Origin of the sequence: Pantoea sp. ICBG 985, from assembly GCF_002928365.1 — a bacterium.
Taxonomy (GTDB): domain Bacteria; phylum Pseudomonadota; class Gammaproteobacteria; order Enterobacterales; family Enterobacteriaceae; genus Pantoea; species Pantoea dispersa.
This window is the reverse complement of the sequence record NZ_POWM01000005.1, coordinates 213,508-228,272: the sequence shown is the minus strand read 5'-3', so window position 1 is coordinate 228,272 and position 14,765 is coordinate 213,508. Positions and strand designations below refer to the sequence as shown.

Genomic DNA, 14,765 nt, shown 5'->3' with positions numbered 1-14,765 from the left:
GCAATAAAAAAAGCGGCCATCTGGCCGCTTTTTTCGCTGACATCAACGCTGATAAATGATCTCGACGCCTTCGTCGTCGTCTTCATCCCAGTCGTCATCCCAGTCTTCGTCTTCTTCCACTTCCTGAGCATTTTCCAGCGCTTCACGGTGGTAATCATCCCACATGAAGGCCACTTTCTCTGGCTGCTTCGCTTCTTCTTCCGCTTCTTTTGGATTCGCGATGATAAAGCTCATCACATCCCAGCACAGCTCATTGACACCGTCACGGCTGGTGGCGGAGATCAGATAGTATTTCTCATCCCAGCCCAGCGCTTCGGCAATGGCTTTGGCGCGGCTTTCCGCCTCTTCGCGGCTCAGCAGGTCAGTTTTGTTGAACACCAGCCAGCGCGGTTTCTGGTACAGCTTGTCGCTGTATTTTTCCAGCTCGCCGAGAATGATGCGGGCGTTCTCTACCGGATCGGATTCGTCGATTGGCGCGATGTCGATAAGGTGCAGCAGCACACGGCAGCGCTCCAGATGCTTGAGGAAGCGAATTCCGAGGCCTGCGCCTTCCGCTGCGCCTTCAATCAGGCCGGGAATGTCGGCGACCACGAAGCTCTTTTCGCTGTCCATACGTACCACGCCGAGGCTTGGCACTAAGGTAGTGAACGGATAATCCGCCACTTTTGGCTTCGCCGCTGATACTGCGCGGATAAAGGTCGATTTACCGGCGTTTGGCAGACCCAGCATACCCACGTCTGCCAGCAACATCAGTTCCAGCTGCAGGTCGCGCTTCTCGCCCGGCGTGCCCATGGTTTTCTGACGCGGCGTACGGTTCACGGACGATTTGAAGCGGGTGTTGCCCAGACCGTGCCAGCCACCCTTCGCCACCATCAGCTTCTGCTCATGGCGCGTCATGTCGCCCAGCGTTTCGCCCGTGCCCTGATCGATCACGCGCGTACCCACCGGCACTTTAACAATGATGTCTTTACCGCGTTTACCGGTACAGTCACGGCTCTGGCCATTCTGGCCGCGTTCGGCGCGGAAAGATTTTTCGAAACGATAATCGATCAGGGTGTTGAGGTTTTCATCCGCCAGCAGGTAAACATCACCGCCGTCACCGCCGTCACCGCCGTCCGGTCCCCCTTTGGGAATGTACTTCTCGCGGCGGAAGCTGACGCAACCGTTGCCACCATCACCCGCGACCACCAGGATCGTCGCTTCATCAACAAACTTCATTTTTTATCTCCGTCACACTGTCGTTTGCGCCACGCTGCGGGCGACAAACGGGTCCGCCAGGGTCTTCTGCGCTGACCGGCGGCGGATAATACAGGATTGGCAAAGCCATGTGTACATAAAGTGTACAGCAAACTGAGGCGCAAGGTCAGCGTGATTGCCGTAACCTGCGGCAGAATGTAAAAAGCCCCGCAAAGCTGCGGGGCCTTCCATTCGTGTGTTCAGACGTTAATCGTCTGCGGCACAACAACCTTACTCAGCAACGATGCTGATATATTTACGGTTGTTAGGACCTTTAACTTCGAATTTAACTTTGCCGTCTGCGGTAGCAAACAGAGTGTGGTCACGACCACAACCTACGTTGTTACCGGCGTGGAATTTGGTACCACGCTGACGAACGATGATGCTACCTGCCAGAACAGATTCACCACCGAAACGCTTAACACCCAGACGTTTTGCATTGGAGTCGCGACCGTTACGAGTCGAGCCACCAGCCTTTTTATGTGCCATTTGTCAGATCTCCTCTTACGCGCTGATCACAGTGATTTTCACATCAGTGAACCACTGACGGTGACCAGCTTGCTTACGGTAGTGTTTACGACGACGAAACTTAACGATTTTAATTTTCTCGCCACGACCGTGAGCAACAACTTCTGCCTTGATCACACCGCCTGAAACCAGTGGCGCGCCGATTTTCACGTCTTCGCCATTTGCAATCATCAGAACCTGGTCGAACTCGATGGTTTCACCGGTTGCGATGTCCAGCTTTTCCAGGCGAACGGTCTGACCTTCGCTTACTCGGTGTTGTTTACCACCACTTTGGAAAACCGCGTACATATAAAACTCCGCTTCTGCGCATGCCTTTCTGTTCATCAGGCGGCGCGATAAATATTCACAATAGGGCGCGAATTCTACGCAAAACTCCAGCAGAAGACAAGTGCACTTTGCACTCTCTTGCAGAAAAAAAGCGCAGGACGAATGCAAACGTTTCTCAACCCGATTTTTCAAGTACAATCAGTAACAGATTACCTGAACTCACGCTGGGTAAAAGCGCTTACCATGCAGAAAACGAGTCAAAGCTGAACAGACGAATGAACTTAGAACAGATTAACGAATTAACCGCGCAGGACATGGCGGCCGTCAACCAGACCATCCTCGACCAGCTGAATTCAGATGTCTCACTGATTAACCAGTTGGGCTATTACATCATCAGCGGGGGAGGCAAACGCATCCGTCCGATGATCGCGGTGCTGTCAGCACGCGCGCTGAATTATCAGGGATCGCTGCATGTGACCAATGCGGCGCTGATCGAATTTATCCACACGGCGACGCTGCTGCACGATGATGTGGTGGATGAATCCGATATGCGCCGTGGCAAAGCCACCGCTAACGCCGCGTTCGGCAATGCGGCGAGCGTGCTGGTCGGGGATTTTATCTATACCCGCGCCTTCCAGATGATGACCAGCATGGGATCGCTGAAGATCCTTGCACTGATGTCCGAAGCGGTGAACGTGATCGCCGAAGGGGAAGTGCTGCAGCTGATGAACTGCAACGATCCGGATATCACCGAAGAGAGCTACATGCGGGTGATCTACAGCAAAACCGCCCGCCTGTTTGAAGCCGCTTCGCAGGCTTCGGCGATCCTCGCGGAGGCCACGCCAGCGCAGGAGAAAGCGCTGCAGGATTATGGCCGCTATCTCGGTACGGCGTTTCAGCTGATCGACGATCTGCTGGATTACAGCGCCGACGGCGAGACGCTGGGCAAAAATACCGGTGACGATCTGAGCGAAGGTAAGCCGACGCTGCCGCTACTGCACGCCATGCACAACGGCACGCCCGAGCAGGCGCAGATGATCCGCAAGGCGATCGAAGAAGGTAATGGCCGTCATCTGCTGGAGCCGGTGCTGGCGGCAATGCAACAAACCGGTTCGCTGGAATGGACGCGCAAACGCGCCGAAGAAGAGGCGGATAAAGCCATCGCGGCGCTACAGGCACTGCCAGAAACGCCGTGGCGCAGCGCACTGGAAGCGCTGGCGCATATGTCGGTGCAGCGCGATTTCTGACCTGCTACGGGGCCGTCCGGCCCCGTTTTTATTTCTCTCCCCTGCTCTGCCCGTCTGATTACATTCCCTTGCAGCATTTTTGCGAAAAACTGCGCAGTTTCGTGCACAGGCAAAACAATTACTGGAAACATATGGAAATTATTTGCTATAAAAATCCGGATTTTTCCAGTTATCTCTGCGCAGGAGAGCCACAGCGCTGCAGAGATGGAGCACTAACACGGACACGGAGAAGAGAGTTATGCATGCAAGGAGAGAAGACTGGCATCCGGCAGATATCATTGCGGCCCTGCGCAAGCGCGGTACGTCACTGGCCGCCCTGTCACGTCAATCTGGCCTCAGTTCATCGACGCTGGCCAACGCGCTGTCACGCCCCTGGCCTAAAGGTGAATGGCTGATCGCCACGGCGCTGAAGGTCCATCCTTCCGAGATCTGGCCCAGCCGCTATTTTGATCCGGTCACGCAGCGTCTACTGGATCGTAAAAAACGCATTCGATCGCCCCAGGATCTGAAAAAGATCGTCTCACGCGGATAAAGCAAAAAAAAACCAGCCACGCTGTCGTGACTGGTTTTCATGCCTGGCAATCAGGACAAAGGATTACTCGCCGCTGACGCGCTCAATGTTGGCGCCTAACGCTTTCAGCTTGTCTTCAATATGCTCGTAGCCACGATCGATGTGGTAGATACGATCCACCAGCGTCGCACCTTCTGCAATGCAGCCTGCCAGTACCAGACTGGCTGACGCACGCAGATCGGTCGCCATCACCTGCGCGCCGGACAAGGTTTCAACACCGTGACAGATAGCGGTGTTGCTTTCGATTTCGGCGTGCGCACCCATACGAATCAGCTCCGGGATGTGCATGAAGCGGTTTTCAAAGATGGTCTCGGTAATGACGCCGGTGCCTTCAGCCACCAGGTTGAGCAGCGTAAACTGCGCCTGCATGTCGGTCGGGAAACCCGGGTGCGGTGCGGTACGGATGTTAACCGCTTTCGGACGCTTGCCGTGCATATCCAGGCTCACCCAGTCTTCACCGACTTCAATCTCCGCACCCGCGTCACGCAGTTTCGCCAGCACGGCGTCCAGCGTGTCTGGCTGCGCATTGCGGCACACCACTTTGCCGCGCGAGATAGCGCCGGCCACGAGGAAGGTGCCGGTTTCGATACGGTCCGGCAGCACGCGATAGACGCCGCCGCCGAGGCGCTCAACGCCCTCGATGGTGATTTTGTCGGTGCCGGCGCCGCTGATTTTCGCGCCCAGCGTGTTAAGGAAGTTTGCCGTGTCGACAATCTCCGGTTCACGCGCCGCGTTTTCAATGATGGTGGTGCCCGTCGCCAGCGTTGCGGCGCTCATGATGGTCACGGTCGCGCCCACGCTGACCTTATCCATCACAATGTGCGCGCCCTTCAGGCGACCATCCACAGAGGCTTTAACATAGCCCTCTTCCAGTTTGATCTCGGCACCCAGCTGCTCCAGGCCGGTAATGTGCAGATCGACCGGACGCGCACCAATCGCACAGCCGCCCGGCAGAGAAACCTGGCCCTGGCCAAAACGCGCCACCAGCGGCCCCAGCGCCCAGATGGAGGCTCGCATGGTTTTCACCAGATCGTACGGCGCACTGAAGACATTAACTTCGCGCGCATCAACGTGGACCGAACCATTGCGTTCCACGCGCGCACCGAGCAGACTCAGCAGCTTCATGGTGGTATCGATGTCACGCAGCTTCGGCACGTTCTGAATCTCTACCGGCTCTTCAGCCAGCAGCGCAGCAAACAGAATCGGCAGCGCAGCATTCTTCGCCCCGGAAATGGTCACTTCACCGCTTAAACGGGTGGGGCCTTGCACACGAAATTTGTCCATTAACACGGCTCTCAATTATCTATCAACAAAACAGCCAGAGTGACGCTTAGAAACCGTTGAGTTTACGGTCGCGCGCCCACTCGGCTGGGGTATAAGTCTTGATGGACACCGCATGAATACGGTTATCCGCAATGTATTCCATCAGCGGCGCGTACACAGCCTGCTGTTTCTTTACGCGGCTCAGCTCGCCAAACATTTCGCCCACGGCAATGACCTGGAAATGGCTGCCATCGTTGCTGAGAACATGTACTTCTTCTAACGGCAGCGCCTGCATTAGCACGGCCTGAACTTCACTATTTTCCATCGCTCATTGCTTCACTTGATAATAATAAGGCGGATATCTTAGAGGAAAGCGCCTGACTCTTAAATACGCAAAAGCCCCTGAAAAAAACAGGGGCTTTGTCAGCAGCGCCGTTAATCAGGCGATTTGTTCCGCAGAAACAATAATCTGCTGCAGGTTGTACAGCTTGATTAACGAGTCGAGCTTATCGGTGATGCCACTGAAAAGCGGCGTTGTGCCCTGCGCCCGCGCGATTTCGCGCAGATGCACCAGCAGCGCCAGCCCGGCAGAATCAACCCGATCGAGCGCCGCCACGTCAATCGTGGTGATACCGGCCATGGCGCTGTCACGCGCCTGCCACAGCGCCAGCAGCGTATCGCGGTCCAGTTTGCCGCTCAGGGCCAGCGTGCTGGCAGTGCGCTGCCAGCGTAACGGTTCGCTCATTATTGCTGCTTGTCCAGGGTGATAGGCTGCGCGGCATAGGTTTTCAGCTGCGCAGTCAGGCCGTCGATGCCTTTGGTGCGCAGCAGATCGCTCCACTCATTCTGTTTGGTGGTGATCATGCTGATGCCTTCGGCAATCATGTCATAAGCCTGCCAGTTGCCGGTCTGGCTGTTCTTGCGCCACTGGAAATCAAGGCGCACCGGCGGACGACCGTTGGGATCGATGATGGTGACGCGAATCGCCACGATATTGGCATCGCCAATCGGCTGCTCAGGCTGAATCTGGTAAGTCTGGCCGTGGTACAACGCCAGCGCCTGACCATAAGCCTGCGCCAGATAATCCCCAAACGCGGCAAAGTAGGCGTCGCGCTGCGCCGGCGTGGCTTCGCGGTAGTAACGGCCCAGTACCAGCGCCCCCGCGTATTTAATCTGCACGTACGGCAGCAGCTCCTGGCGCACGATTTCGCGCAGGTAATTCGGATCCTGCTTAATCTTCGGCTGTTCGTTCTTCAGGCGGGTAAAGGTCTTCTCCGCCGCTTCGTTCATCATCTTGTACGGATTGCTCTGGTTGGCGTCCGCTGCGTTTGCCGCCAGCGGCGCGATGGCCAGCAGGGCCACCATCAGGAAACGTTTTAACATCGTGTTGTACCTCTCTGGGTTATTCCGTTGTAGCAGGTGCTGCCGGGGCGCTCGCGCTGGCGGCGCCCGACGATTTCTCATTGTCCTTGTTGTCGCCGCTCTTGTAGAGGAACTGGCCGATCAGGTCTTCCAGCACCAGCGCCGATTTGGTATCCCGCAGCGTGTCGCCATCTTTCAGCATCGCCGAGCCAAGCTCCGGATCGTCAAAACCTAAGTTGAGCGCGAGGAACTGCTCACCCAGCAGACCCTGGGTGCGAATCGCCAGCGAGCTGGTGTCAGGAATTTTATTGGCATACTGTTCGCTGATGTCCATGGTGACGCGCGGCGACAGCGTTTTGTCATCCAGTGAAATGTCAGTGACGCGGCCAATCACCACGCCGCCAATTTTCACCGGTGAGCTGACTTTCAGGCCGCCGATATTATCGAAGGTGGCGTACAGCTTCCACGTTGGCTCAGTACCCAGCGATTTAAGATCGGCGACGCGCAGGCTGAGGAACAGCAGCGCCAGCAGCGCAGCCAGCATAAACACGCCAACCCAGATTTCGTTTTTTTTGCTTTGCATTGCATTAATTCCCAAACATCAGTGCCGTCAGCACAAAATCCAGTCCAAGCACCGCCAGCGAAGCATGGACTACGGTACGCGTCGTCGCGCGACTGATCCCTTCCGAAGTCGGGACAGCGTCATACCCATTGAACAGCGCGATCCAGGTCACCGTGATGGCAAACACCGCGCTCTTGATCAGGCAGTTGATCACATCGGTACGAAAATCCACCGCGTTCTGCATCGCCGACCAGAAAAAGCCCGGGTCGATGCCTTTCCAGGCCACCCCGACCAGCGCGCCACCGGCAATGCCCACCGCGGTAAAGATCAGCGCCAGCAGCGGCATACTGATAAAACCGGCCCAGAAGCGCGGCGAGACTACGCGGCGCAGCGGATCGACAGCCATCATCTCCATGCTGGAGAGCTGCTCAGTGGCTTTCATCAGGCCAATTTCCGCAGTGAGCGCCGAACCGGCGCGCCCGGCAAACAGCAGCGCGGTGACCACCGGCCCCAGTTCGCGCAGCAGCGACAGCGCCACCAGCATGCCCAGGCTGGTTTCCGCGCTGTAAGTGGTGAGTACCAGATAGCCCTGCAGCCCCAGCACCATGCCAATGAACAGGCCGGAGACCACAATGATCAGCAATGACAGCACGCCCACGCTGTACAGCTGCTTCACCAGCAGCGGCGCATGCTTACGAAACGCCGGTTTACCCACCAGCGCATGGAAGAGCATTAAGCCCGCCCGGCCAAAGGCCGCACAGGTGTTAATTCCCTGACGCCCAAATGACGCCAGTGCCTGTAACCACATCAGTTTAGCTTCTCCCTGTGCGGGTCAGATCGCTGAGGTAATCCCCGGCAGCGAAGCGGAACGGCACCGGACCATCCGCATGACCCTCAATAAACTGGCGCACGCGCGGATCGGGATTCTCCCTCAGCTGCGGCGCACTACCCTGAGCAATAATCTTTTGCCCGGCAACAATATAGGCATGGTCGGCAATGCTCAAGACCTCCGGCACGTCGTGTGAAACCACAATGCAGGTGACGCCCAGCGAATGGTTGAGCTCATCGATCAGCTTGACCAGCACGCCCATGGTAATGGGATCCTGGCCGACGAAGGGTTCGTCGAACATGATCAGCTCCGGCTCCAGCGCAATTGCACGCGCCAGCGCCGCCCGGCGCGCCATGCCGCCGGAGAGTTCGGCCGGCATCAGCTGGGCTGCGCCGCGCAGTCCGACGGCTTCCAGCTTCATCATCACCGTGCTGTGCAGCAATTCAGCTGGCAGCCGGGTGTGTTCGCGCAGCGGCCAGGCAACGTTTTCATAGACGTTAAGGTCGGTGAACAGCGCACCGGACTGGAACAGCATGCTCATTTTTTTACGCACGTCATACAGCTTACGGCGCGACAGCGTCGGAATGTTCTGGTCACGAAACCAGATCTCACCTTTGTCCGGCTGCAGCTGCCCGCCAATCAGGCGCAGCAGGGTGGTTTTACCGATGCCGGAAGGGCCCATAATCGCCGTGACTTTGCCCGCCGGAACGGTCAGCGAAATGTCGTCGAAGATGGTGCGATTGCCGCGCGTAAAACTGACGCCACGAACCTCAACCAGATTCGTTTGCTGCTGGATCATCATTACCTCTTTAAACGGATCGGGCGTAATTAACGTGGTGGATGGTAGCCTGGTAAACCACAATGCACGATAGTTTTACAGAAACTTACCCGTCCGGTGTGGCGAAAACGGCCTTAAAATTTACTTTTGCCTCTCAGACAGTCAAAATCAGCGCCTGATTCCGCACGCGCACTGCTTTTACCTGTCGGACAAGGTTTGCCGGCACCGTTATCCATCAAGGATTTTTCATGTTCGTAGCCACTGCCCTGCTGTTTATCGGATTGATTTTACTGGCTTACGGAGCTGACCGCCTGGTGTTCAGCGCCGCGATCCTGTGTCGATCCCTTGGCATTCCCCCGTTGATCATTGGCATGACGGTGGTGAGCATTGGCACTTCACTGCCGGAACTGATCGTCTCGTTCTCTGCCGCGCAGCATGGTCAGATGGATTTAGCCGTGGGTACCGCGCTGGGCTCGAACATCACCAATATTCTGCTGATCCTTGGTGGCGCTGCGCTGCTGCACCCTTTAACCGTACACTCCAATCTGATTCGCCGCGAACTCCCTCTGCTGCTGCTGGTCTCACTGCTCAGCGGCATCATGCTGTTTGATAACCAGCTCAGCCGGCTGGATGGCGTAGCACTGCTGCTGCTGGCGCTGGGTTATCTGCTGGTGGCGATCCGCATCGCCCGGCGGGCCGAGCGCGATAATAATGACACCCTGACGCGTGAACAACTGGCGGAGCTGCCGCGTGACGAAAACGGCAATACGGTGGCGTTTCTCTGGCTGGCGGTGGCGCTGATTATTCTGCCGATGTCGACGCGCATGGTGATCGACAACGCCACGGTGTTTGCGGATTACTTCGGCGTTAGCGAACTGGTGATGGGACTGACGCTGATTGCTGTCGGTACCAGCCTGCCGGAACTGGCCACGGTGCTGGCCGGCGCGCTGAAAGGCGAGGACGATATCGCCATCGGCAACCTGATTGGCGCCAATATCTTCAATCTGGCGATTGTGCTGGGCCTGCCGGCGCTGGTGCATCCCGGCGCGATCGATGCGCACGCCTTTGCGCGGGATTACTGGATTATGCTGGGCGTCAGCGTGCTGTTCGCCCTGCTGTGCCTGCTGCGCAAGCGCCGCATCGGCCGCATAGCGGGCACGCTGCTGTTAGGTGGATTTATCGTGTGGGTGCTGTGGCTGTGGCTCAGCCCCACGCTTATCGCAAGCTATTAAGGATGACTGACCATGTCACATCAGCAACCGGATTTCGACTTCCAGCAGGCAGGTAAAGCGGTACTGCGCATTGAACGCGAAGGGCTGGAACAGCTCGACCAGTATATTAACGCCGATTTCAGCCGCGCCTGCGAAATGATCTTTGCCTGCCGTGGCAAAGTGGTGGTGATGGGCATGGGCAAATCCGGCCATATCGGCAAGAAGATGGCCGCCACCTTCGCCAGCACCGGCACGCCGGCGTTCTTCGTCCACCCGGGTGAAGCCAGCCACGGCGATCTCGGCATGGTCAGCACCAATGATGTGGTGATCGCCATCTCGAACAGCGGCGAGTCGGGCGAAATCCTCGCGCTGATCCCGGTGCTCAAACGGCAGAAAGTGCAGCTGATTTGCCTGACCAGCCGTCCGGAGAGCGCCATGGGCCGGGCTGCCGATGTGCATTTATGCGTGAAAGTGCCGCAGGAAGCCTGTCCGCTCGGGCTGGCACCGACCTCCAGCACCACCGCCACGCTGGTAATGGGCGATGCGCTGGCGGTGGCGCTGCTGGAAGCGCGCGGCTTCACGCAGGAAGATTTCGCGCTGTCGCACCCGGGCGGCGCACTGGGGCGCAAACTGCTGCTGCACGTCAGCGACATTATGCACAGCGGCGATGAAATTCCCCACGTCACCCGCGACGCCTCGCTGCGCGACGCGCTGCTGGAGATCACGCGCAAAAACCTCGGCCTGACGGTGATTGTCGACGACCTGATGAAAATCGAAGGGATTTTCACGGACGGTGACCTGCGCCGCATCTTCGATATGGGCATCGATTTCCAGTCGGCCCGCATCCAGGATGTAATGACGCGCGGCGGGATTCGCGTGCGCCCCAACCTGCTGGCGGTGGACGCGCTTAATCTGATGCAAAACAAAAACATCACTGCGCTGCTGGTGGCCGATGACGATCGCCTGCTCGGTGTGGTACATATGCATGACATGCTGCGCGCTGGCGTGGTCTGAACGGGAAACAACAATGAGTGCTGAAACCACGATGGTCAACACCTGCTACGGCCCGGTGAGCGCCGACGTGATGGCGCGGGCGGCCAACATCCGCCTGCTGATTTGCGATGTCGACGGCGTGATGTCCGACGGCCTGATTTACATGGGCAACAGCGGTGAAGAGCTAAAGGCCTTTAACGTGCGCGACGGTTACGGCGTGCGCTGCCTGCTGACCTCGGACATCGAAGTGGCTATTATTACCGGCCGCCGCGCTAAACTGCTGGAAGATCGCTGTAAAACGCTCGGCATTACGCATCTTTACCAGGGACAGTCGGATAAGCTTTTGGCCTGGCGCGAACTCCTGGATAAACTGTCACTATCGGCAGACCAGGTCGCGTATATTGGTGACGACCTGATCGACTGGCCGGTAATGGCACAGGCGGGTCTGAGCGTGGCCGTCGCCGATGCGCATCCGGTGTTACTGCCGCGCGCGCATTACGTGACGCGCATTGCTGGCGGTCGCGGTGCAGTACGTGAGCTATGCGACCTGATTTTGCTGGCGCAGAACAAATTTGAGGATGCCAAAGGGCAATCAGTATGAGTAAAAGCAGGCGTTGGATAACGCTGATTCTGGCGCTGATCGCCCTGGTGCTGATCGGCTGGAATCTTACCAACCAGGACGACAGCGCCACGCCGGTGGCGACCAACGATCAGGCGCCGACCTACACCAGCGCCAACTCCAGCACCGTGGTGTATAACCCGACGGGTGCGCTGGCCTATAAGCTGGTCTCGGATAAAGTGACCTACTTTTCGGCCGAAGAAGTGAGCTGGTTCGATAATCCGGTGATGACCACTTACGACGAAAACAAAGTGCCCACGTGGTCGGTTCGTGCTGACAAGGCAAAGCTGACGAAAGATCGTATGCTGTATCTTTATGGCCACGTTGAAGTACACACATTGACGCAGGATTCCCAGCTTGAGCGCATCATCACGGATAATGCTCAGGTTAATCTGGTCAGCCAGGATGTGACGTCTGACGATCAGGTCACCCTATTTGGCCGCAGTTTTAACTCCACTGGCATGAAGATGCGCGGCAACCTACGGACAAAGAATGCCGAGCTGCTTGAAAAGGTCAAAACCTCCTATGAAATTCAAAATGAACAAAAATAGCCTTAAGTTGCTGCTGGTGAGTGCGCTGCTGGCAACCAGCCTGCCGGCGCTGGCGTTAACGGGCGATTCGGACAAGCCGGTTAACATCGACTCGGTGAACCAGGCGCTCGATTTGCAGGGTAACGTCGCCACCTTTACCGGCAACGTGATCGTGACCCAGGGCACCATCAAAATTACCGCCGATAAAGTGGTGGTAACGCGTCCCGGCGGCGACAGCAACAAAACCATCGTCGATGCCTACGGCAATCCGGCCACCTTTTATCAGATGCAGGACAACGGCAAACCGGTGCAGGGGCACGCCGCCAAACTGCACTATGAGCTGGCCAACGATTTCGTCGAGCTGACCGGCAACGCCTTTATTGAGCAGCAGGACAGCAACATCAAAGGCGATCGCATCACCTATCTGGTGAAAGAGCAGAAAATGCAGGCCTACAGTCAGGGCCAGAGCAAGCGCGTCACCACCGTGCTGGTGCCGTCGCAGCTGCAGGATAAAAACGGTTCGTCTGCGAGCCCCAAAAAGAGTAACTGATCGCTATGGCCACATTAGTCGCTGAAAACCTGGCGAAAGCCTACAAAGGCCGTCGCGTAGTAGAAGATGTCAGCCTGCAGGTGAAATCCGGCGAGATTGTCGGCCTGCTGGGCCCCAACGGGGCCGGTAAAACCACCACCTTCTACATGGTGGTAGGCATCGTGCCGCGTGATGCCGGCCGCATCATCATTGATGAAGAAGATATCAGTATTCTGCCGCTGCATGCGCGCGCGCGACGCGGCATCGGTTATCTGCCGCAGGAAGCGTCGATCTTCCGCCGTCTGAGCGTCTACGACAACCTGATGGCGGTACTGCAGGTGCGTGACGACCTGACAGAAGAGCAGCGTCAGGATCGCGCCAATGAGCTGATGGACGAGTTCCACATTGGCCATCTGCGCGACAGCATGGGCCAGGCGCTGTCGGGCGGTGAACGTCGCCGCGTCGAGATTGCCCGTGCGCTGGCCGCCAATCCAAAGTTTATCCTGCTGGATGAACCTTTTGCCGGCGTTGACCCCATCTCCGTTATCGATATCAAAAAGATCATCGAACACCTGCGTGACAGCGGCCTCGGCGTGCTGATCACCGACCACAACGTGCGTGAAACGCTCGCGGTGTGTGAGCGCGCATATATCGTCAGCCAGGGCCATCTGATTGCCCACGGCACGCCAGATGAAATTCTTGCAGATGAGCAGGTTAAGCGGGTTTATTTGGGCGAAGAGTTCAGACTCTGATAAGGTGTCGGCATACCCGACATTTGCTTAGGAAATTCTAGCCGGATTATGAAGCAAGGTTTGCAACTCAGGCTCAGCCAACAGCTGGCGATGACCCCCCAGTTGCAGCAGGCAATCCGCTTGCTGCAACTCTCTACGCTTGAACTCCAGCAGGAACTGCAACTGGCGCTGGAAAGCAATCCGCTGCTTGAACAAACCGATCTGCACGATGAAGTCGACGCCCGCGAATTTCAGGAGAACGAGGCGTTAGATACCCGTGAGGCACTCGAACAGAAAGAGATGCCGGAAGAGCTGCCGCTCGATGCCACCTGGGACGAGATCTACACGGCCGGCACGCCCTCCGGCACCGGCACCGATTACCAGGACGACGAGCTGCCGGTGTATCAGGGTGAAACCACGCAGTCGCTGCAGGACTATCTGATGTGGCAGGTGGAACTGACGCCGTTCACCGACACCGACCGCGCCATCGCTACCTCCATCGTCGATGCCATTGACGATACCGGTTATCTCACCGTCAGCTTACAGGACATTTGTGACAGTATTGGTGACGAAGAGCTGACGCTGGAAGAGGTGGAAGCGGTGCTGAAGCGCGTACAGCGTTTCGATCCGGTGGGCGTCGGCGCACGCGATCTGCGTGACTGCCTGCTGGTGCAGCTGTCGCAGTATGCGGCCGATATGCCGATGCTGAACGAAGCTCGGCTGATTGTCAGCGAGCACCTCGACCTGCTGGCTAACCACGATTTCCGCAGCCTGATGCGCGTGACGCGGCTGAAAGAAGAGGTGCTGAAGGAAGCGATGCTGCTGATTCAGTCGCTCGATCCGCGCCCCGGGCAGTCGATCAATACCAGCGAGCCCGAGTATGTGATTCCCGATGTGCTGGTGCGCAAGACTGGCACGCGCTGGACGGTGGAGCTGAACGCTGACAGCCTGCCGCGCCTGAAGATTAATCAGCATTACGCCGCGATGGGCGGTTCTGCGCGTAATGACAGTGACAGTCAGTTTATTCGCAGCAACTTACAGGAAGCCCGCTGGCTGATTAAGAGCCTGGAGAGCCGCAACGACACGCTGCTTAAAGTGACGCGCTGTATTGTCGAACAGCAGCAGGCGTTTTTTGAACAGGGTGAAGAGTATATGCGTCCGATGGTGCTGGCGGATATCGCCCAGGCCGTGGATATGCATGAATCCACCATTTCCCGCGTCACCACGCAAAAGTATTTGCACAGCCCGCGTGGCATTTTTGAACTGAAGTATTTTTTCTCCAGTCACGTCAGCACCGAAGGCGGTGGCGAAGCCTCGTCGACGGCGATCCGTGCACTGGTGAAAAAATTAATCTCCGCGGAAAATCCCGCAAAACCCTTGAGCGACAGCAAACTGACCTCCATGTTATCTGAACAGGGCATCATGGTGGCGCGACGTACGGTTGCTAAGTATCGCGAGTCTTTATCTATACCGCCATCAAACCAGCGCAAGCAGCTGGTTTGACCGAAA

Annotated in this window: 19 protein-coding genes; 9 read left to right on the top strand and 10 right to left on the bottom strand. The window is 57.2% G+C overall.

The genetic code is table 11. The annotated features are described in order from the left end of the window. Nucleotides 1–42: 42 nt before the first annotated feature. The 3 genes from cgtA to rplU all read right to left on the bottom strand — a co-directional run bounded on the left by cgtA (nucleotide 43) and on the right by rplU (nucleotide 2,052). A complete protein-coding gene (gene cgtA, locus C1Y42_RS16355) occupies nucleotides 43–1,218 on the bottom strand; it encodes an Obg family GTPase CgtA (RefSeq protein WP_104093952.1) in 1,176 nt (391 codons plus the stop codon). A 249-nt stretch (nucleotides 1,219–1,467) separates the two neighbouring features. Further along, nucleotides 1,468–1,725, bottom strand: a complete 258-nt coding sequence (gene rpmA / locus C1Y42_RS16350; RefSeq protein WP_006121751.1) for a 50S ribosomal protein L27 — start codon at nucleotides 1,723–1,725, stop codon at nucleotides 1,468–1,470. Nucleotides 1,726–1,740: 15 nt separating this feature from the next. After that, complete coding sequence (gene rplU, locus C1Y42_RS16345) at nucleotides 1,741–2,052, bottom strand: 50S ribosomal protein L21 (RefSeq protein WP_021507728.1); 312 nt, start codon at nucleotides 2,050–2,052, stop codon at nucleotides 1,741–1,743. A 254-nt stretch (nucleotides 2,053–2,306) separates the two neighbouring features. Between rplU and ispB the strand changes: the two genes are divergently transcribed. Next, nucleotides 2,307–3,278, top strand: coding sequence for an octaprenyl diphosphate synthase (gene ispB, locus C1Y42_RS16340; protein WP_021507729.1), 972 nt, complete (start codon nucleotides 2,307–2,309; stop codon nucleotides 3,276–3,278). A 238-nt stretch (nucleotides 3,279–3,516) separates the two neighbouring features. After that, nucleotides 3,517–3,810, top strand: coding sequence for a helix-turn-helix transcriptional regulator (locus C1Y42_RS16335; protein WP_021507730.1), 294 nt, complete (start codon nucleotides 3,517–3,519; stop codon nucleotides 3,808–3,810). Between the two features lie 63 nt (nucleotides 3,811–3,873). On the opposite strand, the gene murA is transcribed toward C1Y42_RS16335, so the two are convergent. The 7 genes from murA to mlaF all read right to left on the bottom strand — a co-directional run bounded on the left by murA (nucleotide 3,874) and on the right by mlaF (nucleotide 8,664). Next, nucleotides 3,874–5,133: a UDP-N-acetylglucosamine 1-carboxyvinyltransferase gene (murA, locus tag C1Y42_RS16330; RefSeq protein ID WP_021507731.1), complete on the bottom strand. Its 1,260-nt coding sequence runs from the start codon at nucleotides 5,131–5,133 to the stop codon at nucleotides 3,874–3,876. A 46-nt stretch (nucleotides 5,134–5,179) separates the two neighbouring features. Then, complete coding sequence (gene ibaG, locus C1Y42_RS16325) at nucleotides 5,180–5,437, bottom strand: BolA family iron metabolism protein IbaG (protein ID WP_007886637.1); 258 nt, start codon at nucleotides 5,435–5,437, stop codon at nucleotides 5,180–5,182. A 114-nt stretch (nucleotides 5,438–5,551) separates the two neighbouring features. Beyond that, nucleotides 5,552–5,857, bottom strand: coding sequence for a lipid asymmetry maintenance protein MlaB (gene mlaB, locus C1Y42_RS16320; protein ID WP_021507732.1), 306 nt, complete (start codon nucleotides 5,855–5,857; stop codon nucleotides 5,552–5,554). Continuing rightward, nucleotides 5,857–6,495 carry a phospholipid-binding protein MlaC gene (gene mlaC / locus C1Y42_RS16315; RefSeq protein ID WP_021507733.1) on the bottom strand — a complete coding sequence of 213 codons (639 nt, stop codon included), beginning with the start codon at nucleotides 6,493–6,495 and terminating at the stop codon, nucleotides 5,857–5,859. The genes mlaB and mlaC overlap by 1 nt, the downstream gene beginning before the upstream one ends. 19 nt (nucleotides 6,496–6,514) lie before the next feature. Further along, entirely contained in the window at nucleotides 6,515–7,057 is a 543-nt protein-coding gene (gene mlaD / locus C1Y42_RS16310; RefSeq protein ID WP_104093951.1) for an outer membrane lipid asymmetry maintenance protein MlaD, read from the bottom strand. A 4-nt stretch (nucleotides 7,058–7,061) separates the two neighbouring features. Beyond that, nucleotides 7,062–7,844 (bottom strand): lipid asymmetry maintenance ABC transporter permease subunit MlaE, encoded by a 783-nt coding sequence (gene mlaE / locus C1Y42_RS16305; protein ID WP_104093950.1) that lies wholly within the window; start codon nucleotides 7,842–7,844, stop codon nucleotides 7,062–7,064. Between the two features lie 4 nt (nucleotides 7,845–7,848). Next, nucleotides 7,849–8,664, bottom strand: coding sequence for a phospholipid ABC transporter ATP-binding protein MlaF (gene mlaF, locus C1Y42_RS16300; protein WP_021507736.1), 816 nt, complete (start codon nucleotides 8,662–8,664; stop codon nucleotides 7,849–7,851). Between the two features lie 227 nt (nucleotides 8,665–8,891). Between mlaF and C1Y42_RS16295 the strand changes: the two genes are divergently transcribed. The 7 genes from C1Y42_RS16295 to rpoN are packed head-to-tail and all read left to right on the top strand — an operon-like array spanning nucleotide 8,892 to nucleotide 14,759. Further along, nucleotides 8,892–9,875 carry a calcium/sodium antiporter gene (locus C1Y42_RS16295; protein WP_104093949.1) on the top strand — a complete coding sequence of 328 codons (984 nt, stop codon included), beginning with the start codon at nucleotides 8,892–8,894 and terminating at the stop codon, nucleotides 9,873–9,875. Nucleotides 9,876–9,887: 12 nt separating this feature from the next. Then, complete coding sequence (gene kdsD, locus C1Y42_RS16290; RefSeq protein ID WP_021507738.1) at nucleotides 9,888–10,868, top strand: arabinose-5-phosphate isomerase KdsD; 981 nt, start codon at nucleotides 9,888–9,890, stop codon at nucleotides 10,866–10,868. Nucleotides 10,869–10,881: 13 nt separating this feature from the next. Next, the gene (gene kdsC, locus C1Y42_RS16285) at nucleotides 10,882–11,448 is read left to right on the top strand and encodes a 3-deoxy-manno-octulosonate-8-phosphatase KdsC (RefSeq protein ID WP_058774894.1); all 567 of its coding nucleotides are present in this window, start codon (nucleotides 10,882–10,884) and stop codon (nucleotides 11,446–11,448) included. After that, a complete protein-coding gene (gene lptC, locus C1Y42_RS16280) occupies nucleotides 11,445–12,017 on the top strand; it encodes an LPS export ABC transporter periplasmic protein LptC (protein WP_021507740.1) in 573 nt (190 codons plus the stop codon). Before kdsC ends, lptC begins: the two co-directional genes overlap by 4 nt. Further along, nucleotides 11,992–12,546: a lipopolysaccharide ABC transporter substrate-binding protein LptA gene (gene lptA, locus C1Y42_RS16275; RefSeq protein ID WP_031279739.1), complete on the top strand. Its 555-nt coding sequence runs from the start codon at nucleotides 11,992–11,994 to the stop codon at nucleotides 12,544–12,546. Before lptC ends, lptA begins: the two co-directional genes overlap by 26 nt. Before the next feature lie 5 nt (nucleotides 12,547–12,551). Further along, a complete protein-coding gene (gene lptB, locus C1Y42_RS16270) occupies nucleotides 12,552–13,277 on the top strand; it encodes an LPS export ABC transporter ATP-binding protein (protein WP_010618248.1) in 726 nt (241 codons plus the stop codon). Nucleotides 13,278–13,325: 48 nt separating this feature from the next. Further along, complete coding sequence (gene rpoN, locus C1Y42_RS16265) at nucleotides 13,326–14,759, top strand: RNA polymerase factor sigma-54 (protein WP_031279740.1); 1,434 nt, start codon at nucleotides 13,326–13,328, stop codon at nucleotides 14,757–14,759. The last annotated feature ends 6 nt before the right edge of the window (nucleotides 14,760–14,765 follow it).

What these genes read in the sequence shown, in the direction of transcription:
- cgtA (WP_104093952.1), bottom strand. Translation starts at nt 1,218, where the DNA reads ATGAAGTTTGTTGATGAAGCGACGATCCTGGTGGTCGCGGGTGATGGT.
- rpmA (WP_006121751.1), bottom strand. Translation starts at nt 1,725, where the DNA reads ATGGCACATAAAAAGGCTGGTGGCTCGACTCGTAACGGTCGCGACTCC.
- rplU (WP_021507728.1), bottom strand. Translation starts at nt 2,052, where the DNA reads ATGTACGCGGTTTTCCAAAGTGGTGGTAAACAACACCGAGTAAGCGAA.
- ispB (WP_021507729.1), top strand. Translation starts at nt 2,307, where the DNA reads ATGAACTTAGAACAGATTAACGAATTAACCGCGCAGGACATGGCGGCC.
- C1Y42_RS16335 (WP_021507730.1), top strand. Translation starts at nt 3,517, where the DNA reads ATGCATGCAAGGAGAGAAGACTGGCATCCGGCAGATATCATTGCGGCC.
- murA (WP_021507731.1), bottom strand. Translation starts at nt 5,133, where the DNA reads ATGGACAAATTTCGTGTGCAAGGCCCCACCCGTTTAAGCGGTGAAGTG.
- ibaG (WP_007886637.1), bottom strand. Translation starts at nt 5,437, where the DNA reads ATGGAAAATAGTGAAGTTCAGGCCGTGCTAATGCAGGCGCTGCCGTTA.
- mlaB (WP_021507732.1), bottom strand. Translation starts at nt 5,857, where the DNA reads ATGAGCGAACCGTTACGCTGGCAGCGCACTGCCAGCACGCTGGCCCTG.
- mlaC (WP_021507733.1), bottom strand. Translation starts at nt 6,495, where the DNA reads ATGTTAAAACGTTTCCTGATGGTGGCCCTGCTGGCCATCGCGCCGCTG.
- mlaD (WP_104093951.1), bottom strand. Translation starts at nt 7,057, where the DNA reads ATGCAAAGCAAAAAAAACGAAATCTGGGTTGGCGTGTTTATGCTGGCT.
- mlaE (WP_104093950.1), bottom strand. Translation starts at nt 7,844, where the DNA reads ATGTGGTTACAGGCACTGGCGTCATTTGGGCGTCAGGGAATTAACACC.
- mlaF (WP_021507736.1), bottom strand. Translation starts at nt 8,664, where the DNA reads ATGATCCAGCAGCAAACGAATCTGGTTGAGGTTCGTGGCGTCAGTTTT.
- C1Y42_RS16295 (WP_104093949.1), top strand. Translation starts at nt 8,892, where the DNA reads ATGTTCGTAGCCACTGCCCTGCTGTTTATCGGATTGATTTTACTGGCT.
- kdsD (WP_021507738.1), top strand. Translation starts at nt 9,888, where the DNA reads ATGTCACATCAGCAACCGGATTTCGACTTCCAGCAGGCAGGTAAAGCG.
- kdsC (WP_058774894.1), top strand. Translation starts at nt 10,882, where the DNA reads ATGAGTGCTGAAACCACGATGGTCAACACCTGCTACGGCCCGGTGAGC.
- lptC (WP_021507740.1), top strand. Translation starts at nt 11,445, where the DNA reads ATGAGTAAAAGCAGGCGTTGGATAACGCTGATTCTGGCGCTGATCGCC.
- lptA (WP_031279739.1), top strand. Translation starts at nt 11,992, where the DNA reads ATGAAATTCAAAATGAACAAAAATAGCCTTAAGTTGCTGCTGGTGAGT.
- lptB (WP_010618248.1), top strand. Translation starts at nt 12,552, where the DNA reads ATGGCCACATTAGTCGCTGAAAACCTGGCGAAAGCCTACAAAGGCCGT.
- rpoN (WP_031279740.1), top strand. Translation starts at nt 13,326, where the DNA reads ATGAAGCAAGGTTTGCAACTCAGGCTCAGCCAACAGCTGGCGATGACC.